This window comes from Pseudomonas sp. R32 (genome assembly GCF_009866705.1).
Classification (GTDB): domain Bacteria; phylum Pseudomonadota; class Gammaproteobacteria; order Pseudomonadales; family Pseudomonadaceae; genus Aquipseudomonas; species Aquipseudomonas donghuensis.
On record NZ_CP019396.1, the window covers coordinates 3,398,710 to 3,422,749 of the forward strand.

Here is a 24,040-nt window from a genome sequence, read left to right on the forward strand (position 1 = left end):
CCGCGCGATAGCGTTATGATCAGGCGACCTGAACCGGACGTCCCAGCCTATGCCCATAGACCTCCAAGCGCTCTACCCCAAACTGATCCATCTGATGCTGGACACGGTCTTCGTGGTCGACAGGGACAACCAGATTGTATTTGTCAGTGATGCTTGCGAGGCACTGCTCGGCTACGGTGCCGACGAGCTGACCGGTACCCCGATCACCGACTACATCCATCCTGATGACCTGGCGGTCACCCGGGCCTCCATTGTCCGGGTCATGAATGGCCACTCCCACGTTGACTTTCGCAACCGTTACATCCGCAAGGATGGCGGTGTCGTGCATATCCTGTGGGCGGCCTTCTGGTCCGAGGAGGTGGGTGCACGAATCGGTGTGGCGCGGGACGTCACGGCCCTCAGGCAGGCCGAGGAGGAATTACGCTTCCTGGCCCATCATGATCCATTGACAGCACTGACCAACCGCTCGCTGTTCAATCAACGAATGGAGTCGGCCCTTCGAGCGGCGCAGCACCACCAGAGCACCCTGGCGCTGCTGTTTCTGGATATCAATGACTTCAAGGGTATTAATGATGTCCATGGGCATGCAATGGGTGATCGGATTCTCTGCACGATTGCCCGGCGCCTGGAACGCTGCGTACGTGAAACCGACACGGTAGCCCGGATGGGGGGTGATGAATTCACCGTGCTGCTGCCGGGTATCCAGTCACACGATGCCGTTTACGCGAAGGTGGAGCAGATTCTCGCGGCCATGGCCGAGCCGCTCGGCGCTGAATTTGGCGGGATCAAAATGCCCTCCTGTAGTGTCGGCGTGGCCTTTTACCCCAAGGACGCAGAGGATGCCGACACGTTGCTCAGTCATGCGGATGGCGATATGTACCGGGTCAAAAAACAACGTGGCGCACAGCTGATATCATTCAAGCATTTACCAGCCGAGTAACAACGTGAATCGTCAAAAGAAGATAAAGCAGCTGTTGAAGGCTCATGCCAAAAAGGCCAGTGCCAAACTGGCACCGAAGAGCAAGCCTAAATACATCAGTAAAGCTGACCGTTTGAAACTGGCCGCTGAACCCAGTCACGACGCCGTCACTCAGGGCGAATGAATCGCCGCCAACTGGATAGCCCCCCATACGAAGCTCAGCGTGGTGCGCCCGGCCTGATCACCACCTACCGTGCCGCGCAACCAGCATCGCAGTCCTGATGCTCAAGCTCGGCAAAACGCCGCCGATACCCCTTTAACTAGTATGGAAACTACGGGTACCGACCATGAGCCCAATCATCGCAGGATTGCGTATTGCCCCTGCATACACAGCCCCCCAGCCGACACCGGCCAGCACCGCCAATACCCGCACCGAGCAGGTCGCGGCCACCCCGAGTACTACCGTCAGCCTGGGCCAGAGCCCCCGTGGCGACGACGCAGGCACCTATTCGTCCCGCGGGGCAGTTGCCGTACCGATGCGCTACGTGCTGGAACACGACAGCCTGAACAAGCTCAGCATGAACCTGCTCGGCGGCGTCCAGTCTTCCGCTATCGGCTCGCGCTTGCACGGGCTTGGCGCTGCCGTGCTGAATCAACTGGTGGCCAACGGCGGGCAGTCCTTTACGCAATCGGTATTCGCCTTCGCCGACGGGGCCCAGCCAAGCGCCGAAGTCCTCAAGCTTCAAGGCGATAACCTGCGCCAGCACCCGGCCAATGGCGTGAGCCTGAGCCTGACTACCGCCTCCGGAGCCACTGTCACCCTGTCCCTGGCCAGCAATGAGCAAGGCCTGGCGGTGAGCGCCGAGGTGCAGGGCGGCCAACTCAGCAGCGATGAGCTCGAGGGCCTGGCGGCGCTGTCCGATAGTTTCCAGGCGACCATCAATGGCCTGAGCGCACAGCCCCCGCGCCTGCAATTGGGCAAACTGGCCACGCTCGACCCGGCGCTGTTCCGCTCGCTGCAGATGAACGCCAGGCTTGAGACACCCAGCGGCGAGCCGCTGAGCTTTGACCTGAGCCTGAACGACAGCGCACGCACCCTCAGCCTGCAAGGGCCTGACGGTAACGTGAAACTGAACCTCGATACCCGCGACACGTCGTTGCTGGGCACCAGCACCCAGCGTCAGGCGGCGATCAGTCATTACCTGAAGCAGTTCGACGCGGCGCAAAGCCGGGGCAACGGCGACGAGGGCCTGGTGAGCCTGTTCAAGGACGCCTTCGTCCAGCTCAACAGTGCCGACGACGCAGGCAAACCGTCGAGCGGCCGTATCCCGCTGCTGGCGGCCAAAGACACTGCCCTGCTCAGCGGCCTGGCCGACTTCAGCGCCTCGATCAGCCAGTCAGTCCAGCAGATCAACCCGATGCGGCCGACAGAAACCGACCACTTCGACTATCAGGTCTCCCAGTCGACCACGGTCCGCGGCACGGCCCAGTTGGGTCGCACGGTGCAACAGGATCAGCAGGCACGGCTGACGGCTGCCTATCATGCAGACTTCAACCCCCAGGTGGGGCTGAGCCTTGACCCAGCGTCGCAGAACTACCGCTACCACGAGATCAACGATCAATCGAGCAGCAGTACCCGCCTGGTCTACGACAAAAGTCGCCTGGTAGAGGCCAGCGTCACCCAGCAGGCCAGCCGCAATGAACGGGTGCGCACCTACGCCAATGGCCAGGTGGAAAACGACGTGAATACACCGACCTCGGCCACCGAGTCGCGCAACCTGGTCGGCCTGCTCAACGACCTGTTCGAGCGCGAGCGCATCGCCCAGCGCGAGCGCGGCGTGTCGATCCTGGAGGCGCAGTTGCAGTCGCTACGCAGCCAGTGGCAATTGCAGGCCGACCCAACGGATATACAAAGGCTTACGCCAGCAGCTCGGTAATCCACCGGGCCTGCCGGGCGACTTGCTGAACCTTCGCCTCGGGCACGGCGTGCCGCGCCCGGGCGAAGTTGGCCAGGGTCTGCTGCTTGCGCCGCAGGATGCTCTGCCACTTGGCCAGGAACGCCGGGCTGCGGGCCTGCATCTGCAGCGGGCCGAAGTACAGCTGTTCGGCGCTGTAGGTCACAGGGCCTGCGCGCTCGGCAACGATGATTTCGTAGTCGAAGCGGTTTTCCCGCAGTATTTCTTCGCAGAGTATCCGGTAGCCGTTTTCCATCAGCCACAGGCGCACAGGCTGCTCGCCGCCGTTGGGTTGCAGGATCAGCCGTTCCTGCCCGTTCAAGTGCGCCTTGCCACTGTCGAGGATGTCGCGAATGGTCTCGCCGCCCATACCGCAGATGCTGATCGCGCTGATGCCATCAGCCGGCTCGATCGCCGCCAGGCCGTTGGCCAGGCGCACGCTGACCTGCTGCTCCAGGCCGTTGTCGCGCACGGTGCGTTGGGCCGCGCTGAATGGCGTCAAGGCCACCTCGCCAGCCACCGCCGCCGCAATCGCGCCACGGCGCAGCAACGCCACCGGCAGGTAGGCGTGATCCGAGCCAATATCGGCCAGCCGCGCACCCGCTGGCACCTGCGCCGCGACGCGCTCCAGGCGCATGGACAATGTCTGTTCGTTCAACTGCAGCCCCTTTTCACCCGCAACATCCGGCACCTCTGGCCGGGGCGCGATTCTGGCGGGCAATGCGGGGTATTTCAACTTTATGCGACCGGGCAACGTTTGATCTGCTGGCTGCACTGGCCTCATCGCCGACAAGGCCGGCTCCCACAATGGACCTGTATACACCCCACCCTGTGGGAGCTGGCTTTGCCAGCGATCGAGCGCGCAGCGGTCGTAATCCAGGCAGAACTGGTTTCCAGCCACCCTATCCAGCCTTTATCCTGCGCCACCTTGCCCACTGGTTTTCCGGAGTTGCAATGTACATTGATGTACCCCGCCGCCTGGTGTTCTTCGACAAAAGCGACAGCATTCGGCCCACCTGCCTGACCCAGTACGATCCGGACACCGGCGCATTGACCCGGCCAGCCGGCCCCCAGGCCGATGATAGTGTCTGCGACATCTCCCGCGATGGTCGGCGCATGGCCCTGCGAGGTTGCGACTGGCAGGTGGTGCGTGGCGCCAGCCGTTCGCGCCTGAGCTTTCTTCAGGGTTGCACGCAGTTGCATGAGACCGACAGGTATCTGTCGTACTGGTCACGTCTGGACCCCAGTGGCCAGTACGCGCTGGTCAGCGTCGGCAACGATAGAAAGCGCCCTGTGATCATCGACCTGGACAGCGGTGAGTGCAGCGAGCCTATCGCCCGTGATGTCGATGCCAGGTTCGGCTGTATCGACCCTGAGCAAGGCAAACTCTGGGCACCCGATGAGCGTGCCCGCAACAGTGTGCTGACGGTTGACTGCGCCAGTGGCGAGATCAACAAGATCAGCCTGGCGCTGGAGGCCAAAGTCAAAAGCCTGCGTTTTTCCCGTGATGGTCAGTACCTGTTCGCCACCGGCGAAAACAACCGCCTGCTGTGCTGCGATCGCACTGGCGCGACGCGCTGGGCCAGGGACATGGGCGAATACGGCCAGATAGGTGCCGGTAACATCCTGTTCAATGAATCCGGTAGCCACCTGTGCATGCCGATCCCGGCAACACAACGCTCCAATTGGGGCGAAGACGTCATTATCGCAACGGCCAGCGGCCAGACCGAGACCACGGTGGTACGCCAGAAGGGCCCACCCGGCCGGCTCGCTGCCGACTGGTTTGGCGATCGGCTGTTGACCCATCGTCTGGAGGTCGTGGATTTCTTCACCGGTGATGTCGTCGATGTGCTTGATCTGAACAGCACCCTAGCCGCTGATAGCCACAGGTGAGAATGCACGCCATGCTTGTACTGCCAAAGGGAGAAAGCCGCGGGATAGCTCGTGCGCGCAGCGAAGTACCTCGATGTTGTCGATAGGGTCAAAGACGCATTAAAACAATGCGGCTTTGACATCCACCGAAATGAGACTGAGAGCCTGTAGATCCATTGCGGCTACAAACCTCGTACGGCATAGCGGGCACTCGACATACCGGCGCTCACAACGTTGATGATGCAGGTACTTCAACGGCGAGTGATGACGATCTCCAGGTACTCGCTGGGCACCACCAGCGACGCGTCCCCCGCCACATTGTTATCATTGAGCAACTGCGTCAGATCGCGCTCCAGCGCGCTGGCCTGGTCACCTTCCAACGACGCAAATGCCTTGTGCACCGGCCCGTACCAGGTCCTGAACACCTCGATGAAATGCGCTGGCGAGCGATAGCGAAAATTGAAATGCTGGCGGCTGACTTTGATCGCACCTATGTTATCGCCGAACAGGTTGTGCAATTGCTCTTCATCACCCCAGCGTGACGGCGGTTGCGCGCCGACAGGCGGCGGCACGTGGCGGCCGAGGGTCTTGAACATCTGCCCGACAAACCCTTGCGGGGTCCAGTTGGCCAGGCCAATGCGCCCACCCGAACGGCACACGCGGCCCAGCTCCTTCGCCGCTTGTGCCTGGTCGGGGGCGAACATCACGCCGAAGGTCGACAACACAGCATCGAAGGTGCCGTCCTGGAACGGCAAGGCTTCGACATCGGCGACTTGAAAGGTTACGTTCAGCCGCTCAGCCCGGGCGCGCTCCTCACCTCGTTTGAGCAACTCGGGTACGTAATCGGTGGAGGTCACCTGGCAACCACGGCGTGCGGCGGCCAGGGTGGCATTACCGTTGCCGGCCGCAACATCCAGGACCTTTTCATCCCAGCGCAAGTCGCAGGCCTCAGCCAAACATTCGCCAACCAGTTGCAAGGTCGTACCGATCACCGCGTAATCGCCACTGGCCCACGCCGCCTGCTGGCGTGCCTTCAATGCATTCAAATCCAGGGGTGTGCTCATGGTCTGCACCTGATGAGGTTGTACACACAAGCGTTCAGCTAAACGCTAACCCCTTCATCCGGCAAGGGCTGCTGTTTCGGTGGCAAGAACCGTTGGCTACATGGCTATAACCCGGGCGAATAAACACAAAAAAAGCACCAGAAGGTGCTTTTTTTTGTTAGCGCGATTTAACGGGACAGGTTCGCTACCTTGGCCCGGGCCGCGTGCAACTTCTTATAGCTGTCGATCAGGCGCAGGTGGCGATCGAGCCCTTCGAGTTTCAGGCTGGTCGGCGTCAGGCCATGGAAGCGCACACTGCCGTCCACCGAGCCAAGCACCGCGTCCATGCGCGGGTTGCCGAACATGCGGCGGAAGTTGACTTCGTAATCGGCCAGTTCCAGCTCGTCATCCAGCGCCACCTCAAGCACCACATTCAGCGCCTGATAGAACAGGCCGCGCTCAACGGTGTTGTCGTTGTACTGCAGGAAGGTTTCGACCAGCTCTTTTGCCGGCTCAAACTGCTGCAGCGCGAGGTGGATCAGCAGCTTCAACTCGAGGATGGTCAACTGCCCCCAGACGGTGTTGTCGTCAAACTCGACGCCGATCAAGGTGGTGATGTCGGTGTAATCATCCAGCTCGCTTTCTTCCAGACGCTCGACCAGCGCGTGCAGCTGCTCATCATCCAGGCGGTGCAGGTTGAGGATGTCTTCGCGGAAAAACAGCGCCTTGTTGGTGTTGTCCCAGATCAGGTCGTCGACCGGATAGATTTCCGAATAGTCCGGCACCAGGATGCGGCAAGCGGTGGCGCCCAGGTGCTCGTACACCGCCATGTACACTTCTTTGCCCATGTCTTCGAGAATGCCGAACAGCGCCGCGGCTTCTTCGACGTTGGCGTTTTCACCCTCGGCCGCGAAGTCCCACTCGACGAATTCGAAGTCTGCCTTGGCACTGAAGAAGCGCCACGACACCACACCGCTGGAGTCGATGAAGTGTTCGACAAAGTTGTTTGGCTCGGTCACCGCATGGCTTTCGAAAGTCGGTTGCGGCAGGTCGTTCAGGCCTTCGAAACTGCGGCCCTGGAGCAATTCGGTCAGGCTGCGTTCCAGCGCCACTTCAAAGCTTGGGTGCGCGCCGAACGAGGCAAACACACCGCCGGTGCGCGGGTTCATCAAGGTCACGCACATCACCGGGAAGGCACCGCCCAGCGATGCATCCTTGACCAGCACCGGGAAGCCCTGTTCTTCCAGGCCCTGTATACCGGCAAGAATTCCCGGGTACTTGGCCAGTACGTCCTGTGGCACATCCGGCAATGCCAGCTCGCCTTCGAGGATTTCACGCTTGACCGCCCGTTCGAAGATCTCCGACAGGCATTGCACCTGGGCTTCAGCCAGGGTGTTACCGGCGCTCATGCCGTTGCTCAGGTACAGGTTCTCGATCAGGTTGGAGGGGAAATACACCACCTCACCGTCGGACTGGCGCACGAACGGCAGCGAGCAGATACCACGCTCGATGTTGCCGGAGTTGGTGTCGTACAGGTGCGAGCCAAGCAACTCGCCATCGGGGTTGTAAATCTCGCGGCAGTACTCGTCGAGAATCTCCGCCGGCAGCGCATCTTTACGCCCGGGCTTGAACCAGCGCTCGTCCGGGTAATGGACGAAGTCGGCGTTGGCGATGTCTTCGCCCCAGAACTGATCGTTGTAGAAGAAGTTGCAGTTGAGCCGCTCAATGAACTCGCCCAGCGCCGAGGCCAGCGCGCCCTCTTTGGTTGCGCCCTTGCCATTGGTGAAGCACATCGGCGACTGCGCATCGCGAATGTGCAGCGACCAGACATTGGGCACGATGTTGCGCCACGAGGCGATCTCGATCTTCATGCCCAGGCCGGCGAGAATCCCCGACATGTTGGCGATGGTCTGCTCCAGCGGCAGGTCCTTGCCGACGATATAGGTGCTGGTGTCCGAGGCCGGGTCGAGCATCAGCAAGGCCTGGGCGTTGGCATCGAGGTTTTCTACCTCTTCGATGACAAACTCGGGGCCGGTCTGCACCACTTTTTTCACCGTGCAACGGTCGATCGAGCGCAGGATGCCCTGGCGGTCCTTCTCGCTGATATCGGCCGGCAGCTCGACCTGGATCTTGAAGATCTGCTTGTAGCGGTTTTCCGGATCGACAATGTTGTTTTGCGACAGGCGGATATTATCGGTGGGAATATCGCGGGTCTGGCAGTACAGCTTTACGAAGTACGCCGCGCACAGGGCCGACGAAGCCAGAAAGTAATCGAACGGCCCCGGTGCCGAGCCATCGCCCTTGTAGCGGATCGGTTGATCGGCCACCACCGTGAAGTCATCGAACTTGGCTTCAAGTCGAAGGTTGTCGAGAAAGTTAACCTTGATTTCCATGCGGGAATACCATACGAGCAAAACGATTTGGCGGCCATTATCCGGGTTTTCGCCGGGAAGTCTTGTGCCGGGCGCAAATACTCGGGCAAACCCGCCAGGCGTTACGCCGTGCGCTGGCGCGTTATTCGCCGCCGGAGCCTGGCTGTAACAGGTCATCGACAACTTCGCCCGAATAGCTCAACGCCACCGGGCCGGTGAGAAACACCGGGCCCACGCCATCCCATTGCACGGTCACCGTCCCGCCATCGCACGCCACCTCAACGCAAGGATCGAGCAGGCCGCGACGGATACCGTTGACCACCGCACCACAGGAACACGACCCCGAGCCCAATGGAATGCCGCCCCAGCGCTCCCAGATGCGCAAGCGGATGTGGCTTCGGTCGATGACCTGAACGAAATGCACGTTGGTCCGGAGGGGGAACAGCGGGTGGGTTTCAATGGTCGGCCCAATGGCCGCTACATCAACAGCCGCCAGATCATCGACAAAATAGGTGCAGTGGGGGTTGCCCATACTGCAGGCGATAGGCCCACCAGCCAGCGGCAACACAGCCGTATCCAGGTGCGTAGCCAGCGGAACATCCGCCGAGCCGAACAACGGCACTCCCATACTGACTGAAATGGCGCCGGTTGCTGTTCGTTCGCACGTCAGTAAGCCACGGTTGGTGTGCAGCGTTATCGAACGGGTGTTCGCTTCGCTCATCAGCCTGTGCGCAGCACCCCGCGTTGCGCTGCCGCAAACGTCCAGCGTGGAGCCATCGGCATTCCAGAACATCAGCCGCGCATCAGCTTCTTGGCAATCAAGCACCACTGCAAGTTGATTGAAGCCGATGCCGCTGACGCGATCACCCAGCCGCCGAGCGAGCGTGCTGGTGATGGGGTTGGAGGCGTTGCGCGCATCGACGATAACGAAGTCGTCGCCATTGGCGTGCATCTTGTGAAAAATCAGCGGCATGGATCGACCCTGGCAACGAGACACCTATGCCTCGATCTAGCCTAATTCCTACAGCCTTTGCAAGGGTAGGCAAGACAGCCCGGTCACCCCGGGCTGCCCTCCTCCCACACGTGTTTAAGCGCTTTTCAGCTGATCAATCGCCGCCTGCAAGCGATTGCGGCTATGTTCGCTGACGTCCTTCTGGGCCTGGTGAGTTTCAGTCGGTGCCTGGCGCACGCTGGCATGCGGCACCACCTGCCATGGCCTGCCATCCAGCGGCAGGTAGCGATAGCTGGCGGTACCGCGAGCCCAGTTGGCACTGAGAATCCCGTGCAGATGGAAGGTCTGCTCCAGGGTGCTGAACGGGCCGCTCGGGCTGCCGGTCAGGTTGAGGACGATATGGCCCTCACCTTTGAGGCCAAGCTTGAGGTCGGAATAGTCCCCCCACACGTCGGCGTGGAAGTTCAGCGGAGGGTAAGTGGCCGCGAAGATGCTGGCCACGCCGGTGATCTTCTTCTGCACGGTGTTGACCAGCAGATCGAGGGTCAGGACCGGCGCACCGAGCAGACCGGTGCGGACGTTGAGGCGGGTATGGAACAGTCCAATTGCAGGCATGGTGCGACTCCTTGTCTGTTCAGGCGCGGCTGGATTTGCCAGCTTTGCCGGAAGCGCTCTTGGTCGAATCAATGGCGGTGTTCAGGGCAGCGCCCGCATCACCGGCGGCCAGGGCCTTGAGGTGGGCGAGATCGCCAGTGGCAATCGCCGCCTCCAGGGTGGCGGCGTGCAACAGCGTTGGGATATCGAGGTCACCGAAGGCCTTGATGCGGGTGTCTTCCCGGTGTGCCGGCGCCTCGACCACAATCCATTGCCCCTGGCTGTTCAGGTAACGGTAGCCGGCCTGGCCTTTTTGCCAGTCCGTGCCGACCGCCAGGTGCAGGCTGAAGATAACCGGCGAGTTGGCAGTAGGGCCGCCATGGTTGCCCTGCAGGGTGATGAGGATGCTGCTCGGGCTCGGCGGCAGGAACAGCTGGTAGCTGTAGGTACCCCACACATCCAGGTGCAGGTCCAGCGGCGGATTGCTGGACTGGGTAATCTGAGCGGTGCCGCGCAGGGTGCGATCGGCCGGGTGCACCAGCAGGTCGAGAACCAGGCGCTGAGCGCCGGGCGCATCGGTGCCGATAACATAGGACAGTGGGAACAGTCCTATCACGGGTGCTTGTACTGAGTCAGTCATGGTGCCTCCATTGCAATCAATGAGTGGAAACAAGCGCGTGGGCTGTTTCTGGCGGGCGACTTCCTTGGCGCGCAGTTGGATGCAGGCGAACGGCGTTGCGACCTCCACGATGGCGTCACGCGCAGATTGCCTGCGGCGAAGACGCTGCGGTCCGGCACAGCCATGCCCAAATAGGCACGGTTTGCCGAGGTGCAACGGGTATGGAACCCTCCCTGGGCGCATAGCTGCCTGCCTGGCAGCCCTGATCAGTTAAGCAGGGAAAACCGGACTGGCCAGGGGGTAGTGGCAAAAGTGCGTTATGCCCGACGGGTGGTTGAGCGGGCCCCTGAAAAACGCAAACTGCAGGTTGAGTGTCCGCAGCTGGCTGCTGATTGGTGTTCGAGTGAACGTGGCCATCGCGGGCACGCCAGCACCCAAAGGGTTCTTGGCCAGACATTCTAGGCGTATTGGATCAATCCGATTTTGCCGTGGGACGATTCCGATTCCGTCCAGCGGTGCGTTAAGTCGTGAACACCAGTGCTAGGTTCCGGGCTTCATTGCCCAAGGAACCTGCGCATGACAAGGACGCCATCCCCCGTTTTCCCCCGACCTCCTGCGATGACCGCCGCCAGCGGCACGTTGCAACCTGGCTTCTACATCGTGCCGCGCAGCATGACCGGAGCCCAGGTGCTGGCCCTGCTGACGGCAGAACAGGGGCCTCAGTTGATCGCTCGATTACAGCGACTTAACCCGACCTTTGCCAGTGGCTTCAAGGCGGGGGAAATCTTCGTCATTGCTGACCCGGACATCGGCAATGCCTGCACGCGTGAAGAGGCCGATCTGATGACGGCTGCGGCGCAGGTGCGCGAAAGCCTGGCTGCACTCAGTGCTGATGAGGCCAATTTCATGATGCGCCATCAGGCCGAGATTGCCGGGCTGTCCGCGGGTGTGAGCCAGGCCATGGGGGTCGGCAAGGACATGCTGGAAAAGGGCCTGCGCCAGGTCGAAGCAACGTTGCGCAGTATCGAGCAATTGCATCAACGCGAATTCAGCCGCAGCGGCAAGTTGAACAGCGCAGACTTCTTCAACGCCCGCCGACGGCTGCACTTGCAGCTTGATGCGCAGCTCAAGAGTGCCTTCCTGAACAAGCAGCTGAACCTGGGGAGCTACGACAGCTTGCGCAAGGGCCTGGGAATTTCGACGCGTAGCCTGGTGCACCACTGGAACCGGGCCGGCGGGGCCGGGCAGATTCCCGGGTACGCTACGCATTTGGACCAGGTGGCGAAGACGGCGAAGTATCTTAAGTATGGAGGGTACGTCGGGATTGGGTTGGGTGGGACGGCGTCGTGGTTGACGGTGCGGGATGCATGTCGGGTTGGGGAGACGGATGAATGCAAAAGGATCCGGTTTACCGCGACGGGTAGCTTTGCCGGGGGGCTTGCTGGTGGAGCGGCGGGTGCTTACTTCGGAACACAAGCAGCGCTTTCCGTTTGCGTTGCTTTCGGGCCGTTGGGAGCCGCCGTTTGCGTCATAGTCATTGTTGGTACAGGTTCACTCATAGGCGGTTATGGAGGCGGTCTGTTTGGAGAACGGATGGGAGAGATGATCTACGAGGCTCGTCTATGATGGACCTGAAAGCTTGGCCACTAGAGGCTCAAATTGCTTTTGGGTTGGCCCCCTTCGTATTTTGTTTGTCTGGCTTAAGCATTGGCGTCTATATCGCTTGTAGCCGACATTTCAAGGTCATGCTTAAAGCCCTTGAAAATAGCCCCTGGCTTCATCAGCAAATAAACTTGTGGGGAACCACCCGCGTGAGTTCACGCACGCTTGTCGTGGGTAGTATCTGCGGCGCAATGCTCAGGCCGCGCCTTGGTATCCGCAAAGGAGTATTGGACCCAGCGGAAGTAGCAGATTTCCCACCTTACCTAAAACGCCGAATGTACATTTCGTCCTGGTTGACAATTGTAGGATTCGCCTGGCTGATGGTTGGTATAGGCCTGATAAAACTGGGCATGAACTGACGTGCTGGCTGGACTGGCCCCATCGCGGGTCAAGCCCGCTCCTACAGTGGATCTGTGTACGCCGGACCTGTGGGAGTAGGCTTGCCTGCGATCGAGCGCATAGCGGTCGTAATCCCTGGGAGGTCCCGGACCAATCTACACCTGCGAACTCGGCAAAAATTAACCCTTGATCACTGGTAACCTGCAGCCCCGTTCAGGACACTCAGCAAGGCCGATTATGGATGATCCAACCTACTACCCCTTCCACCTCTTCGCCGCCACCTTCGAGAGCGAAGCCCATGCTCAGCTGTTCGCCTTCGAGCAGTGGCAACCCGAGCCGTCGGCCGAGGCAAGCGCAGACGAGTACCAGGCGTGGGAGGCACGCAATCCCACCTGGCGTCTGGCCCAGGAGCTTGAATTCTTCATGGATTCGGACTTTGTCGAGCTGGATGAATCGCTGGAGTATGTGCAGAGCCTGGTGGCCAACGAGGCGCAGAAAGCGCTGCTGTGTTCCCGGTCTCTGGACGGTTTCAGTCACTTCATCATCGTCGGCGACAACGCGATCTATGGGGATCGGCGTTCGCCGGGTGGATCGCATTCACGGCAACCGCAAAGCACAGCCATACTCACCTATCTGGGGCATTTCAATTGAGTCGCCTGCAGGTTGTAGGGATTGATCTGGGCCAGGTGACAAGCGCCAAGGAGCTGCATTGCCTGTTGAGGGACGCCCTCGGCTTTCCCGATTGGTATGGCTGTAACTGGGATGCCTTCTGGGATGCGATTACCGGGCTTGTGCAGATGCCTAGGCAATTGCAGATCCGTGGGTGGGACGCTTTTTCCAGCCGGTTGCCGAGGGATGCCGAGCTGCTGCAAAAGTGCCTGGCCGCTATGCAGGTTGAGTATCCGCAACTGGCTGCCGATGTGCTGTTCGAGTGAGCGGTTTTTCAGATTGAGGCCAAGGCCTGGCAGATAGGGCACTTCTGCCCTTTTTCAACCGCAGAGCAACGGTCGCCGCAATTATGTACTAACTTGTTAATTAGCTTGCTAAGGGTATACCATTCGGCCACTCCTTCCTTCGAGTTTTATTCGACATGACGCACTCACCGCGCGCCACTGGCGCCTCAACATTCATCCTGGTTGGCCTGGGCGTGATCATCGCCCTGCTCGGCCTTGCGCTAGCCGCCGGTGGCGTGAAGCTGGTCAGCCTGGGCGGTTCCTGGTACTTCCTGATCGGCGGTTTGCTGATGGCGCTTTCTGGCCTGCTGATCGCCCGCCGCAAGCCGGCCGGCGCCTGGCTGTTCGCCGCCTTTCTGATCGGCACCGCGATCTGGGCCGTGGCCGATGTCGGCCTGGTGTTCTGGCCGCTGTTCTCGCGCCTGTTCATGTTCGGCGCGATGGGCCTGGCAGTGGTGCTGGTCTATCCGCTGCTCAAGCGTGCCGCTGGCGCCACGCCCGGCCGAGGTGCCTATGGCCTGGCGGCGGTGCTTGCAATTGCCCTGGCGGTGGCAGCGGGCAATATGTTCGTCGCCCATCCAAGCGTTGCCCCTACCGGTGACGGCCCGGGCCTGACCGCGGTCGACCCGGCCAAGGCACAAAAAGACTGGGCCCACTATGGCAACACCGAAGGTGGCAGCCGCTTCGCCGCGCTGGACCAGATCAACCGCAGTAACGTCGACAAACTGAAAGTGGCCTGGACCTACCACACCGGTGACGTGGCCATCAGCGACGGCAACGGCGCCGAGGACCAGCTGACGCCGCTGCAGGTCGGCAACAAGGTGTTCATCTGCACCCCGCACAACAACCTGATCGCCCTCGATGCCGACACCGGCAAAGCGCTGTGGAAGAACGAGATCAACGCCAAGTCGGCAGTCTGGCAGCGTTGCCGCGGCATGGCCTACTTCGATGCCAGCGCACCGATCGCCCAGCCGACCCAGGCAAACAGCTCGCCAATCATCGCCGCCAGCGTGCCGGCCGGTGCCAACTGCCAGCGCCGCTTGCTGACCAACACCATCGACGCCCGCCTGATCGCAGTCGACGCCGATACCGGTGAGTTCTGCCAGGGCTTTGGCAGCAACGGCCAGGTTGACCTCAAGGCCGGCCTGGGCAATGTCCCGGACGCCTTCTACCAGCTCTCCTCGGCGCCGCTGATGGCGGGCACAACCGTAGTGGTCGGTGGCCGCGTCGCCGACAACGTCCAGACCGACATGCCGGGTGGCGTGATCCGTGGCTTCGACGTGATCAGCGGGCAGATGCGCTGGGCCTTCGACCCGGGCAACCCTGAAGACCGCAATGCGCCGACTGGCGACAGCACCTACGTGCGCAGTACCCCCAACAGCTGGGCGCCGATGTCCTACGACCCGGCGATGAACACCGTGTTCCTGCCGATGGGCAGCTCGTCCACCGACCTCTACGGCGTCGAGCGTACCGAGCTGAACCACAAGTACGGCGCTTCGGTGCTGGCCCTGGACGCAACCAGCGGCGCAGAGAAGTGGGTGTACCAGACCGTGCACAACGACCTCTGGGACTTCGACCTGCCGATGCAGCCGAGCCTGATCGACTTCACCAAGGCCGATGGCCAGTCGGTGCCGGCCGTGGTCATCGGTACCAAGGCCGGGCAGATCTACGTGCTCGACCGTGCCACCGGCAAGCCGCTGACCGAGGTACTGGAAACCCCGGTCAAGCCGGGCAACATCCCCAACGAGCCGTACTCGCCAACCCAGCCAAAATCGGTGGGCATGCCGCAGATCGGTGCCCAGCAACTGACCGAGTCGGACATGTGGGGCGCCACCCCGTATGACCAGCTATTGTGCCGCATCGACTTCAAGAAGATGCGCTATGACGGCCTTTACACAGCGCCCGGCACCGACCTGGCGCTGAGCTTCCCGGGCTCGCTGGGCGGCATGAACTGGGGCAGTATCTCCACCGACCCGGTGCATGGTTTTATCTTCGTCAACGACATGCGCCTGGGCCTGTGGATTCAGATGATCCCGTCGCAGAACAAGGCCCAGGCCGCCTCCGGTGGGGAAGCGCTGAACACCGGCATGGGCGCGGTCCCGCTCAAGGGCACGCCCTATGCGGTGAACAAGAACCGCTTCCTGTCGGTGGCTGGCATTCCGTGCCAGGCGCCGCCGTTCGGCACCCTCACCGCCATCGACATGAAGACCCAGAAGGTGGCCTGGCAAGTGCCGGTCGGCACCGTTGAAGACACCGGCCCGCTGGGTATCCGCATGCACCTGCCGATCAAGGTTGGCCTGCCGACCCTCGGCGGCACCCTGTCGACCCAGGGCGGCCTGGTGTTCATTGCCGGCACCCAGGACTTCTACCTGCGCGCCTTCAACAGCGCCAATGGTGAAGAAATCTGGAAAGCCCGCCTGCCAGTAGGCAGCCAGGGTGGCCCGATGACCTATGTGTCGCCGAAAACCGGCAAGCAGTATGTGGTGATCACCGCCGGTGGTGCGCGCCAGTCGACTGATCGTGGCGACTATGTGGTGGCATACGCCTTGCCGTAAATCGCCCCCAATCGCGGGACAAGCCCGCTCCTACCTGGAGCGGGCATTTTTGCATATACGCACCAGCGTAATCTGGGCGATGATCGCGCCCCCTGTTTTCAAGGAATGAAGATGAACTCGCTCCTCTGCATCTACGCCCTTTGCGTGGTCGCGCTGTTTGTGAAGATGCTGGCGATCTCTTGCTATCAGGGCTTCTATCGCATCAGCCGCCTGACCTTCAAGCACCCCGAAGATGCTGGTTTTGTCGGCCGCCCGGCGAGCCCCGAGGAGTTGCCGCAAGTCCGCCGCGCGGCCCAGGCCTGGGCCAATGACCTGGAGAACATCCCGCTGTTTTTTGTGTTGGGCGCGTTGTGCCTGGTATTCAACCCGCCGTTCATGCTCACGGCCGGGCTGATGGTGCTGTTTACCGTCGCACGCATGGTGCACACCCTGACCTTCCTGGCACGCTGGCAACCGTGGCGCACGATCGCCTATGCCGTGGCAATCACCTGCCTGCTGGGGTTGGCGGCGATGGTCAGCATGGGTGCCGTGCGACATTTCTAGTCCGCTGCCTTATACCGCCTTGGCACTCAACAAGCGCACCCCCAGGCCGATGAACAAGGCGCCCGTTGCACGCTTGAGTGCGGCAACCACGCGCGAGGCGTTCACGTGTTTGCGAAAGTGCATGGCACTGAAGCTGTAGAACGAATGCACGCCGCAAACGATGACGGTGCTGGTCAGGTACATGACCGTGAACTGCTCGGCGATCGGCCGGGCATGGTCGAGGAACTGCGGCAGGAAGGCGCAGAAGAAGATCAGGGTTTTCGGGTTGCTGGCCGAGACCAGGAAGGCTTCAATGCCGATCCGCCATTTCGATTGTGCTGCTGGCACGGCGACTTCGGCGGCAGCAGTCGAAACCGATTTGCGCGCAAACAGCTGGTGTGCACCGAGGTAGATCAGGTACCCCGCGCCTACCACTTTCAAGGCCAGGAACGCCGTCGGCAACGCCAGCAACATCGCCCCCACGCCCCAGGCCACTGCACTGATAACCAGCAGTTGCGCCAGCAGGTTGCCGAACAAGGTCACGCCCATGCCTGCCGGGCCATGGCGCAAGGCATTGCGCACGGTCAGCAGTACGTTGGGGCCGGGGATCAGGGAGGTCAGCAGGTATGCCAGGGAAAAGGTGAGCCAGAGGTGCAGTGCCATGTGGGCAGTCCTTGCCAAAGGGGAACAGGTGCAACAATGACAGGAGGTGCACTGGCGTGGCAATCACTGTGGGAGCTGGCTTGCCAGCGATCGAGCGCAAGGCGCTCGCAACTCAGGCAACACCTGATGTGCAGGGACTTAAAAAGAGGAAAGGTACAACGAGAAAATGGCAGGGGCGGCTGGATTCGAACCAACGCATGGCAGGATCAAAACCTGCTGCCTTACCGCTTGGCGACGCCCCTGTAGCTGTAGCGATGAGTGCCTGGCACTCGCTTGCGATGATGCAACGTGGTGCAACCTGAGACGTTGCGGGCCTACGCTGCCAGCCCCGTGAGGGCCGTTGCAAGAATGGTCGGCAATTTATCAAACTTTGTTGTGCCTGGGAAGCCCCTGACTACACAAATTGTTGTTAAAACAGCCACTTACTCTGAATCGAGGCGCCAGATCGGCGCCTCGACCGTTCACCAGCTGCGCACAACCTGGCGCAGCCGGTGTTTTACCGCCGCGTGGAGCTCAGTTCCACGGACGGTCGCCGTTCTCGTCTTTAACCCGAGTCGGCAAGCCCATCACGTCCAGCGCCTTGAGGAACGGCTCGGCAGGCAGCTCCTCGACGTTGACCATGCGCTGCACGTCCCACTCGCCACGGGCAACCAGCAGCGCTGCGGCGACTGGCGGCACGCCTGCGGTGTAGGAAATGCCCTGGCTATCGGTTTCGGCGTAGGCCTCCTCGTGATCAGCTACGTTGTAGATGAACACTTCGCGCGGCTGGCCGTCCTTGGTGCCTTTGACCAGGTCGCCGATGCAGGTCTTGCCGGTGTAACCCGGCGCCAGCGAGGCAGGATCGGGCAGCACGGCCTTGACCACTTTAAGCGGCACCACTTCCAGGCCTTCGGCGGTCTTGACCGGTTGCTCGGAAAGCAGGCCAAGGTTCTTCAGCACGGTGAAGACGTTGATGTAGTGCTCGCCGAAGCTCATCCAGAAACGCACGTTCGGCACGTCGAGGTTCTTCGACAGCGAGTGCACTTCGTCATGGCCGGTCAGGTACAGGTTCTGCGAACCGACTACCGGCAGGTCGTCGGTACGTTTGACTTCGAACATGGTGTTGCTGGTCCACTGGCTGTTCTGCCAGCTCCACACCTGCCCGGTGAACTCGCGGAAGTTGATTTCCGGGTCGAAGTTGGTGGCAAAGTACTTGCCATGGGATCCGGCATTGACGTCGAGAATGTCGATCGAATCAATGCTGTCGAAATACTGTTGCTTGGCCAGGGCCGCATAGGCGTTGACCACGCCCGGATCGAAGCCCACGCCAAGAATGGCGGTAACGTTCTTTTGTTGGCATTCCTCGAGGTGTTTCCACTCGTAGTTGCCATACCAGGGCGGCGTCTCGCAGATCTTGCCCGGTTCTTCGTGAATGGCGGTGTCCAGGTAGGCCACGCCGGTATCGATGCAGGCACGCAGCACCGACATGTTGAGGAAAGCGGAACCGACGTTGATGACGATTTGCGATTCGGTTTCGCGGATCAGCGCTTTGGTCGCTTCGACGTCCAGCGCATTCAACGAGAAGGCCTTGATCTCTGCAGGTTGCTTAAGGCTACCCTTGGCCTTGACGCTGTCGATGATGGCCTGGCATTTGGAGATGTTGCGCGACGCGATAGCAATACGACCGAGTTCGTCGTTGTGCTGCGCGCACTTGTGGGCCACCACCTTGGCGACACCTCCTGCACCAATGATAAGAACGTTCTTCTTCAATTTCTCTTTCTCTCCTTTACTGCCAGCTTACGACAGGCTGGACAAGTAGTCTTCGAACCCGAATTCACGAACCAGCTCGACACTACCGTCGAGTTGTTTCACTACGATGGACGGCATTTTCAAGCCGTTGAACCAGTTTTTCTTGACCATGGTGTAACCCGCTGCGTCAACAAACGACAGCCGATCGCCGATGGCCAGCGGACGATCGAATTGGTATTCGCCGAAAATGTCCCCGGCAAGGCAGGATTTGCCGCATACCATGTAGGTGTGTTCGCCCTCGCTTGGCGCCAGCTTGGCGTTCAGGCGGTAGATCAGCAGGTCGAGCATGTGCGCTTCGATCGAGCTGTCGACCACGGCCAGGTGCTTGCCATTGTAGAGGGTGTCGAGCACGGTCACTTCCAGCGAGGCGCTCTGGGTGATCGCCGCTTCGCCCGGCTCCAGGTAAACCTGCACGCCGTACTTCTCGGAGAACGCTTTCAGGCGCGCGCAGAAGGCGTCGAGTGCATAGCCTTCCCCGGTGAAGTGGATGCCGCCGCCGAGGCTGACCCACTCGACCTTGTACAGCAGGTGGCCGAAGCGCTCTTCGATGGTCCCGAGCATCTGGTCGAACAGGTCGAAGTCGCTGTTCTCACAGTTGTTGTGGAACATGAAGCCGGAGATCTTCTCGATGACTTCTTCGACCTTCACCGGGTCCCACTCGCCCAGGCGGCTGAACGGGCGCGCCGGGTCGGCCAGCAGGTAGTCGGAGCTGCTCACCTGCGGGTTGACGCGCAGGCCGCGGACCTTGCCTTCAGAGGCATCGGCAAAGCGTTGCAGCTGGCCGATGGAGTTGAAGATGATCTTGTCGCAGTTGTCGAGCATCTCTTCGATTTCATCGTCGGCCCAGGCCACGCTGTAGGCGTGGGTCTCGCCGGCGAACTTCTGGCGGCCGAGCTTGAGCTCGTACAGCGACGACGAAGTAGTGCCGTCCATGTACTGCTGCATCAGGTCGAACACCGACCAGGTGGCGAAGCACTTGAGTGCCAGCAGGGCCTTGGCCCCGGACTGCTCGCGCACGTAGGCGATTTTTTCCATGTTGCGCAGCAGCTTGGTTTTATCGATGAGGTAGTACGGCGTTTTGATCATTTCGAGGCCCCCGGCCAGGCCGGCCAAAAAAAGGACACGCATTGTGCCTTCCCTTGTCCCAAGTCGAAAGAGCAAAAGCGCTTTTCCCTTGATCAGCGGTCAAATTCAGAGCATTCGCAGGTGGCCGAGCCACTGTTCGACGAGCAAAACCGCGGCAATCAGGATCATCGCCAGCCCCGACACCCGGCTGACCACTTTCGCCGCCGTGGGCCGCGCCTGCAGCACCGCCTGCGAGCCAAAGCCCACCAACAGATAGACCACCGCGCAACTGAAGGCATGGACCAGGCCCAGGGTGATGACCTGTACCGGCACAGGCCAAGCGGCCATGGCGTCGGTAAATTGTGGCAACAAGGCCAGAAACAGCAGAAACACCTTGGGGTTCAAACCGCTGACGCAAGCGCCTTTGAGTGTCCAGCGTGCCCAGGAGGCCGACGCCTGTGCCTGCCCGGCTTGTGGTACCGAAGGATGGATGAGCATGTTCACGCCCAGCCACAGCAGGTAAGCCGACCCCGCCACCGTCAGCAGCGTCAGGGCCATGGGGTTGCTCGCCACCAGCCCGCCAACCCCGGCGGCGACCACCAGGGTTGCCGCCAGGTGCCCGAGCAACAGCCCGGTCACGGCAGGCACCACCACCCGGCCGCGCATACCGGCAGAAATGGCATAAGCCCAGTCCACGCCCGGGGTGATCACGAACAACAAGGATACCGCCCAGAAAGCGGCCAGCATGTTCAAGGTCATGGCTGCACCGCCTGGGGCTGCGCCTGGAAGTTTGTTGTCTGCATCGTGCTCTCTCAGTCCGGATGTGGAGTTCGGAGGGAGATTAGAGAAAAGCTGGTAGGATTATCTTTCGAATATTCCAGCCTTGACCGCCCCTGGATAAAGGTTCTTCTCAATGGACAGGATTGACCGCAAGATTCTTGCTGAACTGCAAAACGACGGACGCCTGTCGGTGACCGAACTGGCCGACCGGGTGGGTTTGAGCCTGTCGCCCTGCCACCGTCGGCTGCGTGCCCTGGAGCAATCCGGGGTGATCCAGGGCTACCGCGCGCAACTGGCACCGGGAGCCCTGGGGCTGAACTTCTCGGCGATGGTGTTCGTGACCTTGCGCGAAGGTGATCGCCAGGCGGTGAGCGCCTTTGAAGCGGCGCTGCAGGAGATACCCCAGATCGTCGAGGCGCAGCGGCTGTTTGGTGATCCGGACTACCTGCTGCAGGTGGTCAGCCGCGACCTTCCCGCCTTTCAGCAGCTGTACGATGAGCAGCTGTCGGCACTGCCCAATGTCCAGCGCCTGACCTCGACCCTGGTGATGAAGCGGGTTATCGACAACCGCCCGTTGCCGATGTGAGCCGAGCGCACAATTGCTCTAAACCCCCGTCGCGCAAACGGGTTAGGGTCGTGCATGCCCACGCCCTGTTGGGCGTCGGTAGTGCGCGATTGCGGCGCTTCAGTCAACTGTTGGCGTTGCTGCTGGTCGCTTCAGCCTGGCTGAATGTGTTTGCAAAAAGGCCTGCAGCGCTTTGACCCGCTCGGTCACCTGCGCCCGATGCGGGCACATCAGGTACACCGGAACGTGCTCGCCCTGCCACTCGCCCAGCAGCGGCAGCAGGCGCCCGGCTTCGACGTCCGCGGCCACGTCCAGCCAGGCCTTGTACGCCACGCCATGCCCGGCCAGGGCCCAGCGCCGGGCGACCTCACCGTCGTCGCAGCGATACTCGCCCTGCACCCGTACTTCGCTCACTTCACTGCCGCGCGCAAAACGCCACAGGTCGTAAGGTCGCCCGTTGCGCTGATAGATCACGCACTGATGGCGGGCCAGGTCCTGGGGCGTCGAAGGTGTGCCATGGCGGGCCAGATACTCGGGGCTGGCACAGGCAACACGGTGGTGATCGAGCAGAATCGGCAAGGCGACCATGTCGGAGTCGGCAGGCACGCCAAAGCGCAAGGCGACGTCGACCGGTTCGCGGTACAGGTCACTGGCCTGGTCATTGAGCAGCAACTGTAGCTGCACCCGCGGGAACTCGCGCTTGAACTCATCCAGCCAGGCCAGCAGCACACTGCGACCAAAATCCGACGGTGCCGCCAGTTGCAACAGGCCGCCCATCGCCAGGGACTGTTCGCGCAGGGCCTGCTCTCCCTCGGCCAGGGCCCCGAGGGCCAGGCGCACGCTGTCGAGGTAACGACGGCCTTCGTCGGTCAGCCGTTGCTGGCGGGTGGAACGGGCAAACAGGCGGACCTGCAGGCGCGTTTCCAGACGCTTGAGCGCAAGGCTGGCGGCCGCCGGGGTGATGTCCAGGCTGCGCGCGGCAGCAGACAAACTGCCCTCGTCGGCCACGCGCACGAACAGCTCAAGATCAAAAAGCGTGCTCATCAGTCCTGACCGAATACCGGACGGAAAAACGAGCGCTCATAGCTAATGATGCACCGGGTGTCCTGGGCGTACTGGAAGGCGGCCAGGCACTCAGGGTCGTTCATCGAGTCCTGGCGGTAGCGTTCGTACTCGGCAAGGCTTGGAAAGCTGAACATCGCCAGGGCGATATTGTTGGCGCCTTCGGAGGGCAGGAAGTAGCCGTGGTGCTGGCCGCCGAAGCGCTCCACCAGCGGTATCCAGAGTTTGCCGTAATGCTCGAACTCGGCGAGTTTGTAGGGGTCGAGGACGTAGCGCAGGTAGCAGGTGATCATCGGTGGCTCTCGCTCAGATTGTTCGGCAGCCGAGAATGCACGAATCCACCGCTGCCCGCATCACTCTTGAGGGCCGGCAATCTCGTCCATGAAGCCTTCAACGAACAGCTCCAGGCGCCGATGCCGCTCGGCGGCCAGGCGTGCGCCCTCCCCGGTCTGAAAACCCGAGGCCAGTTTCAGCAGCTTGGTATGGAAATGTTCGAGGCTGAACTGGCGATCCTGGTAATCACGCCCTGCCGCGGTGGGGTTGTTGAAGTCGTATAGCGCAGAGCCCATGCGCCCGCCGACGTAAAAACAACGGGCCACGCCGACCATGCCGATGGCGTCCAGGCGGTCGCTGTCCTGAAGAATTTTTGCCTCAAGGGTTTCAGGCTGCAAGCCGGCAGAAAAACTGTGGGTGGCGATGGCGTGGGCCACGGCGCTGATGCGCTCGGCAGGCCAGCCGAGTTCGGCCAACAGCGTTGTAGCCCTGTCTGCGGACAGCGTCGACGCCTTGGCGCGTAGCGGGGAATTTTTTTCGACCGCAACGCAATCGTGCAGCAAGGCGGCGGCCAACAGGATCTGCAGGTCGCCGCCCTCCTTGGCCTGGAGGGTTCGGGCGTTGGTCCAGACCCGGTGGATGTGGGCCAGGTCGTGGGAGCCATCGCCGTTGTCCGCAGGCAAGTGCGGCAACAAAAGGTCGGCGAGGGCCTGGCAGGGGTGGAACGGTTGGGCGGGCATCATGAGCGGATTCTTGGACTGGGCAATCGAAAATACGCCAGCATCGCCTGGATTGCGACCGCTTCGCGCTCGTCATCCAGGCCATCCCAGATGTGCAGACTGTACCGGCCCCATCGCTGGCAAGCCAGCTCCCACAGTGGATCTGTGTACGCCGGACTTGTGGGAGCGGGTCTTGCCCGCGATCGAGCGCGCAGCGGTCGTAATCCAGGCACCACCTGATGTGCTGGCTGTACCGGCCTCATCGCTGGCAAGCCAGCTCCCACAGTGGATCTGTGTACGCCGAACCTGTGGGAGCTGGCCTTGCCAGCGATCGAGCGCGAAGCGGTCGTAATTCAGGCAACACTGATGTGCTGGCTGGACCGGCCCCATCGCTGGCAAGCCAGCTCCCACAGTGGATCTGTGTACGCCGGACTTGTGGGAGCTGGCCTTGCCAGCGATCGAGCGCGCAGCGGTCGCAATCCAGACACCACCTGATGTGCTGGCTGTACCGGGCCTCATCGCTGGCAAGCCAGCTCCCACAGTGGATCTGTGTACGCCGGACTTGTGGGAGCTGGCCTTGCCCGCGATCGAGCGCGTAGCAGTCGTAATCCAGGCACCACCTGATGTGCTGGCTGTACCGGCCTCATCGCTGGCAAGCCAGCTCCCACAGTGGATCTGTGTACGCCGGACTTGTGGGCCCTGGCCTTGCCCGCGATCGAGCGCGCAGCAGTCGTAATCCAGGCACCACCTGATGTGCTGGCTGTACCG

The 24,040-nt window shown here is 61.4% G+C and carries 23 protein-coding genes, 1 tRNA gene and 2 pseudogenes; 12 read left to right on the forward strand and 14 right to left on the reverse strand.

The window, feature by feature from the left end; translation table 11 throughout:
* Nucleotides 1-49 precede the first annotated feature (49 nt).
* The 3 genes from PspR32_RS15790 (at nucleotide 50) to PspR32_RS15800 (ending at nucleotide 2,856) form a co-directional block, all read left to right on the forward strand.
* Nucleotides 50-940, forward strand: a complete 891-nt coding sequence (locus PspR32_RS15790) for a GGDEF domain-containing protein (protein WP_159388850.1) — start codon at nucleotides 50-52, stop codon at nucleotides 938-940.
* A gap of 4 nt (nucleotides 941-944) precedes the next feature.
* Nucleotides 945-1,103 carry a DUF2986 domain-containing protein gene (locus PspR32_RS15795; RefSeq protein WP_081492815.1) on the forward strand — a complete coding sequence of 53 codons (159 nt, stop codon included), beginning with the start codon at nucleotides 945-947 and terminating at the stop codon, nucleotides 1,101-1,103.
* Between the two features lie 163 nt (nucleotides 1,104-1,266).
* Nucleotides 1,267-2,856, forward strand: a complete 1,590-nt coding sequence (locus PspR32_RS15800) for a hypothetical protein (protein ID WP_159388851.1) — start codon at nucleotides 1,267-1,269, stop codon at nucleotides 2,854-2,856.
* Here PspR32_RS15800 and PspR32_RS15805 read toward each other — a convergent pair.
* Complete coding sequence (locus tag PspR32_RS15805) at nucleotides 2,837-3,532, reverse strand: tRNA (adenine(22)-N(1))-methyltransferase (RefSeq protein ID WP_036996147.1); 696 nt, start codon at nucleotides 3,530-3,532, stop codon at nucleotides 2,837-2,839. The genes PspR32_RS15800 and PspR32_RS15805 overlap by 20 nt on opposite strands.
* Nucleotides 3,533-3,828: 296 nt before the next feature.
* Between PspR32_RS15805 and PspR32_RS15810 the strand changes: the two genes are divergently transcribed.
* Nucleotides 3,829-4,767, forward strand: coding sequence for a WD40 repeat domain-containing protein (locus PspR32_RS15810; RefSeq protein WP_036996151.1), 939 nt, complete (start codon nucleotides 3,829-3,831; stop codon nucleotides 4,765-4,767).
* A 230-nt stretch (nucleotides 4,768-4,997) separates the two neighbouring features.
* Here the strand turns inward: PspR32_RS15810 and PspR32_RS15815 are convergent, their stop codons facing one another.
* From PspR32_RS15815 to PspR32_RS15835, 5 genes are all read right to left on the reverse strand, one after another.
* Nucleotides 4,998-5,810, reverse strand: coding sequence for a class I SAM-dependent methyltransferase (locus tag PspR32_RS15815; protein WP_010224026.1), 813 nt, complete (start codon nucleotides 5,808-5,810; stop codon nucleotides 4,998-5,000).
* Nucleotides 5,811-5,977: 167 nt separating this feature from the next.
* Nucleotides 5,978-8,182 (reverse strand): OsmC domain/YcaO domain-containing protein, encoded by a 2,205-nt coding sequence (locus PspR32_RS15820; RefSeq protein WP_100783229.1) that lies wholly within the window; start codon nucleotides 8,180-8,182, stop codon nucleotides 5,978-5,980.
* A 121-nt stretch (nucleotides 8,183-8,303) separates the two neighbouring features.
* A complete protein-coding gene (dapF, locus tag PspR32_RS15825) occupies nucleotides 8,304-9,134 on the reverse strand; it encodes a diaminopimelate epimerase (RefSeq protein WP_010224030.1) in 831 nt (276 codons plus the stop codon).
* A gap of 114 nt (nucleotides 9,135-9,248) precedes the next feature.
* Nucleotides 9,249-9,728: a DUF1842 domain-containing protein gene (locus PspR32_RS15830; RefSeq protein ID WP_010224032.1), complete on the reverse strand. Its 480-nt coding sequence runs from the start codon at nucleotides 9,726-9,728 to the stop codon at nucleotides 9,249-9,251.
* 19 nt (nucleotides 9,729-9,747) lie between these two features.
* Nucleotides 9,748-10,347 carry a DUF1842 domain-containing protein gene (locus tag PspR32_RS15835; protein WP_159388852.1) on the reverse strand — a complete coding sequence of 200 codons (600 nt, stop codon included), beginning with the start codon at nucleotides 10,345-10,347 and terminating at the stop codon, nucleotides 9,748-9,750.
* Between the two features lie 597 nt (nucleotides 10,348-10,944).
* On the opposite strand from PspR32_RS15835, the gene PspR32_RS15840 reads away from it, so the two are divergent.
* The 6 genes from PspR32_RS15840 to PspR32_RS15865 all read left to right on the forward strand — a co-directional run bounded on the left by PspR32_RS15840 (nucleotide 10,945) and on the right by PspR32_RS15865 (nucleotide 16,378).
* Nucleotides 10,945-11,952 carry a hypothetical protein gene (locus PspR32_RS15840; protein WP_232531741.1) on the forward strand — a complete coding sequence of 336 codons (1,008 nt, stop codon included), beginning with the start codon at nucleotides 10,945-10,947 and terminating at the stop codon, nucleotides 11,950-11,952.
* Nucleotides 11,949-12,347, forward strand: a complete 399-nt coding sequence (locus tag PspR32_RS15845) for a hypothetical protein (protein WP_159388854.1) — start codon at nucleotides 11,949-11,951, stop codon at nucleotides 12,345-12,347. The genes PspR32_RS15840 and PspR32_RS15845 overlap by 4 nt, the downstream gene beginning before the upstream one ends.
* A 217-nt stretch (nucleotides 12,348-12,564) precedes the next feature.
* Nucleotides 12,565-12,978: a hypothetical protein gene (locus tag PspR32_RS15850; protein WP_159388855.1), complete on the forward strand. Its 414-nt coding sequence runs from the start codon at nucleotides 12,565-12,567 to the stop codon at nucleotides 12,976-12,978.
* A complete protein-coding gene (locus PspR32_RS15855) occupies nucleotides 12,975-13,262 on the forward strand; it encodes a barstar family protein (protein ID WP_159388856.1) in 288 nt (95 codons plus the stop codon). The genes PspR32_RS15850 and PspR32_RS15855 overlap by 4 nt, the downstream gene beginning before the upstream one ends.
* A 155-nt stretch (nucleotides 13,263-13,417) precedes the next feature.
* Nucleotides 13,418-15,835, forward strand: a complete 2,418-nt coding sequence (locus tag PspR32_RS15860; protein WP_159388857.1) for a glucose/quinate/shikimate family membrane-bound PQQ-dependent dehydrogenase — start codon at nucleotides 13,418-13,420, stop codon at nucleotides 15,833-15,835.
* A 111-nt stretch (nucleotides 15,836-15,946) separates the two neighbouring features.
* The gene (locus tag PspR32_RS15865; protein WP_159388858.1) at nucleotides 15,947-16,378 is read left to right on the forward strand and encodes an MAPEG family protein; all 432 of its coding nucleotides are present in this window, start codon (nucleotides 15,947-15,949) and stop codon (nucleotides 16,376-16,378) included.
* A 9-nt stretch (nucleotides 16,379-16,387) separates the two neighbouring features.
* On the opposite strand, the gene PspR32_RS15870 is transcribed toward PspR32_RS15865, so the two are convergent.
* From PspR32_RS15870 to PspR32_RS15890, 5 genes are all read right to left on the reverse strand, one after another.
* A complete protein-coding gene (locus PspR32_RS15870; protein WP_100783475.1) occupies nucleotides 16,388-17,020 on the reverse strand; it encodes a LysE family translocator in 633 nt (210 codons plus the stop codon).
* Nucleotides 17,021-17,187: 167 nt separating this feature from the next.
* Nucleotides 17,188-17,262: transfer RNA gene (locus tag PspR32_RS15875), tRNA-Gln, on the reverse strand.
* A gap of 271 nt (nucleotides 17,263-17,533) precedes the next feature.
* Nucleotides 17,534-18,769, reverse strand: a complete 1,236-nt coding sequence (locus tag PspR32_RS15880) for a saccharopine dehydrogenase family protein (RefSeq protein ID WP_036996162.1) — start codon at nucleotides 18,767-18,769, stop codon at nucleotides 17,534-17,536.
* A 27-nt stretch (nucleotides 18,770-18,796) separates the two neighbouring features.
* Nucleotides 18,797-19,894 (reverse strand): carboxynorspermidine decarboxylase, encoded by a 1,098-nt coding sequence (nspC, locus tag PspR32_RS15885; RefSeq protein WP_010224056.1) that lies wholly within the window; start codon nucleotides 19,892-19,894, stop codon nucleotides 18,797-18,799.
* 105 nt (nucleotides 19,895-19,999) lie between these two features.
* Nucleotides 20,000-20,632, reverse strand: coding sequence for a LysE family translocator (locus PspR32_RS15890; protein ID WP_010224059.1), 633 nt, complete (start codon nucleotides 20,630-20,632; stop codon nucleotides 20,000-20,002).
* 154 nt (nucleotides 20,633-20,786) lie between these two features.
* On the opposite strand from PspR32_RS15890, the gene PspR32_RS15895 reads away from it, so the two are divergent.
* Both PspR32_RS15895 and PspR32_RS26705 read left to right on the forward strand, forming a co-directional pair.
* Nucleotides 20,787-21,239, forward strand: a complete 453-nt coding sequence (locus tag PspR32_RS15895; protein ID WP_010224061.1) for an Lrp/AsnC family transcriptional regulator — start codon at nucleotides 20,787-20,789, stop codon at nucleotides 21,237-21,239.
* A 62-nt stretch (nucleotides 21,240-21,301) separates the two neighbouring features.
* Nucleotides 21,302-21,415 (forward strand): annotated as a pseudogene (locus tag PspR32_RS26705) (hypothetical protein); the annotation flags it as partial.
* On the opposite strand, the pseudogene PspR32_RS15900 reads toward PspR32_RS26705, so the two are convergent.
* The 3 genes and pseudogenes from PspR32_RS15900 to PspR32_RS15910 form a co-directional block, all read right to left on the reverse strand.
* Nucleotides 21,366-22,262 (reverse strand): annotated as a pseudogene (locus PspR32_RS15900) (LysR family transcriptional regulator); the annotation flags it as partial. The pseudogenes PspR32_RS26705 and PspR32_RS15900 overlap by 50 nt on opposite strands.
* On the reverse strand, nucleotides 22,262-22,573 hold the full coding sequence (locus PspR32_RS15905) for an NIPSNAP family protein (protein WP_010224063.1): 312 nt from the start codon (nucleotides 22,571-22,573) through the stop codon (nucleotides 22,262-22,264). The pseudogene PspR32_RS15900 and the gene PspR32_RS15905, both read right to left, overlap by 1 nt.
* Nucleotides 22,574-22,633: 60 nt before the next feature.
* Nucleotides 22,634-23,293, reverse strand: coding sequence for an HD domain-containing protein (locus tag PspR32_RS15910; protein ID WP_036996166.1), 660 nt, complete (start codon nucleotides 23,291-23,293; stop codon nucleotides 22,634-22,636).
* Nucleotides 23,294-24,040: the final 747 nt, after the last annotated feature.

Excerpts from the sequence above, each read along its gene's own strand:
- PspR32_RS15895 (WP_010224061.1), top strand. The coding sequence starts at position 20,787 with ATGGACAGGATTGACCGCAAGATTCTTGCTGAACTGCAAAACGACGGA.
- PspR32_RS15850 (WP_159388855.1), top strand. The coding sequence starts at position 12,565 with ATGGATGATCCAACCTACTACCCCTTCCACCTCTTCGCCGCCACCTTC.
- PspR32_RS15905 (WP_010224063.1), bottom strand. The coding sequence starts at position 22,573 with ATGATCACCTGCTACCTGCGCTACGTCCTCGACCCCTACAAACTCGCC.
- PspR32_RS15860 (WP_159388857.1), top strand. The coding sequence starts at position 13,418 with ATGACGCACTCACCGCGCGCCACTGGCGCCTCAACATTCATCCTGGTT.
- PspR32_RS15810 (WP_036996151.1), top strand. The coding sequence starts at position 3,829 with ATGTACATTGATGTACCCCGCCGCCTGGTGTTCTTCGACAAAAGCGAC.
- PspR32_RS15870 (WP_100783475.1), bottom strand. The coding sequence starts at position 17,020 with ATGGCACTGCACCTCTGGCTCACCTTTTCCCTGGCATACCTGCTGACC.
- PspR32_RS15815 (WP_010224026.1), bottom strand. The coding sequence starts at position 5,810 with ATGAGCACACCCCTGGATTTGAATGCATTGAAGGCACGCCAGCAGGCG.
- PspR32_RS15800 (WP_159388851.1), top strand. The coding sequence starts at position 1,267 with ATGAGCCCAATCATCGCAGGATTGCGTATTGCCCCTGCATACACAGCC.
- PspR32_RS15845 (WP_159388854.1), top strand. The coding sequence starts at position 11,949 with ATGATGGACCTGAAAGCTTGGCCACTAGAGGCTCAAATTGCTTTTGGG.
- dapF (WP_010224030.1), bottom strand. The coding sequence starts at position 9,134 with ATGCCGCTGATTTTTCACAAGATGCACGCCAATGGCGACGACTTCGTT.
- PspR32_RS15830 (WP_010224032.1), bottom strand. The coding sequence starts at position 9,728 with ATGCCTGCAATTGGACTGTTCCATACCCGCCTCAACGTCCGCACCGGT.
- PspR32_RS15840 (WP_232531741.1), top strand. The coding sequence starts at position 10,945 with ATGACCGCCGCCAGCGGCACGTTGCAACCTGGCTTCTACATCGTGCCG.
- PspR32_RS15910 (WP_036996166.1), bottom strand. The coding sequence starts at position 23,293 with ATGCCCGCCCAACCGTTCCACCCCTGCCAGGCCCTCGCCGACCTTTTG.
- PspR32_RS15820 (WP_100783229.1), bottom strand. The coding sequence starts at position 8,182 with ATGGAAATCAAGGTTAACTTTCTCGACAACCTTCGACTTGAAGCCAAG.
- PspR32_RS15835 (WP_159388852.1), bottom strand. The coding sequence starts at position 10,347 with ATGACTGACTCAGTACAAGCACCCGTGATAGGACTGTTCCCACTGTCC.
- PspR32_RS15865 (WP_159388858.1), top strand. The coding sequence starts at position 15,947 with ATGAACTCGCTCCTCTGCATCTACGCCCTTTGCGTGGTCGCGCTGTTT.
- nspC (WP_010224056.1), bottom strand. The coding sequence starts at position 19,894 with ATGATCAAAACGCCGTACTACCTCATCGATAAAACCAAGCTGCTGCGC.
- PspR32_RS15790 (WP_159388850.1), top strand. The coding sequence starts at position 50 with ATGCCCATAGACCTCCAAGCGCTCTACCCCAAACTGATCCATCTGATG.
- PspR32_RS15890 (WP_010224059.1), bottom strand. The coding sequence starts at position 20,632 with ATGACCTTGAACATGCTGGCCGCTTTCTGGGCGGTATCCTTGTTGTTC.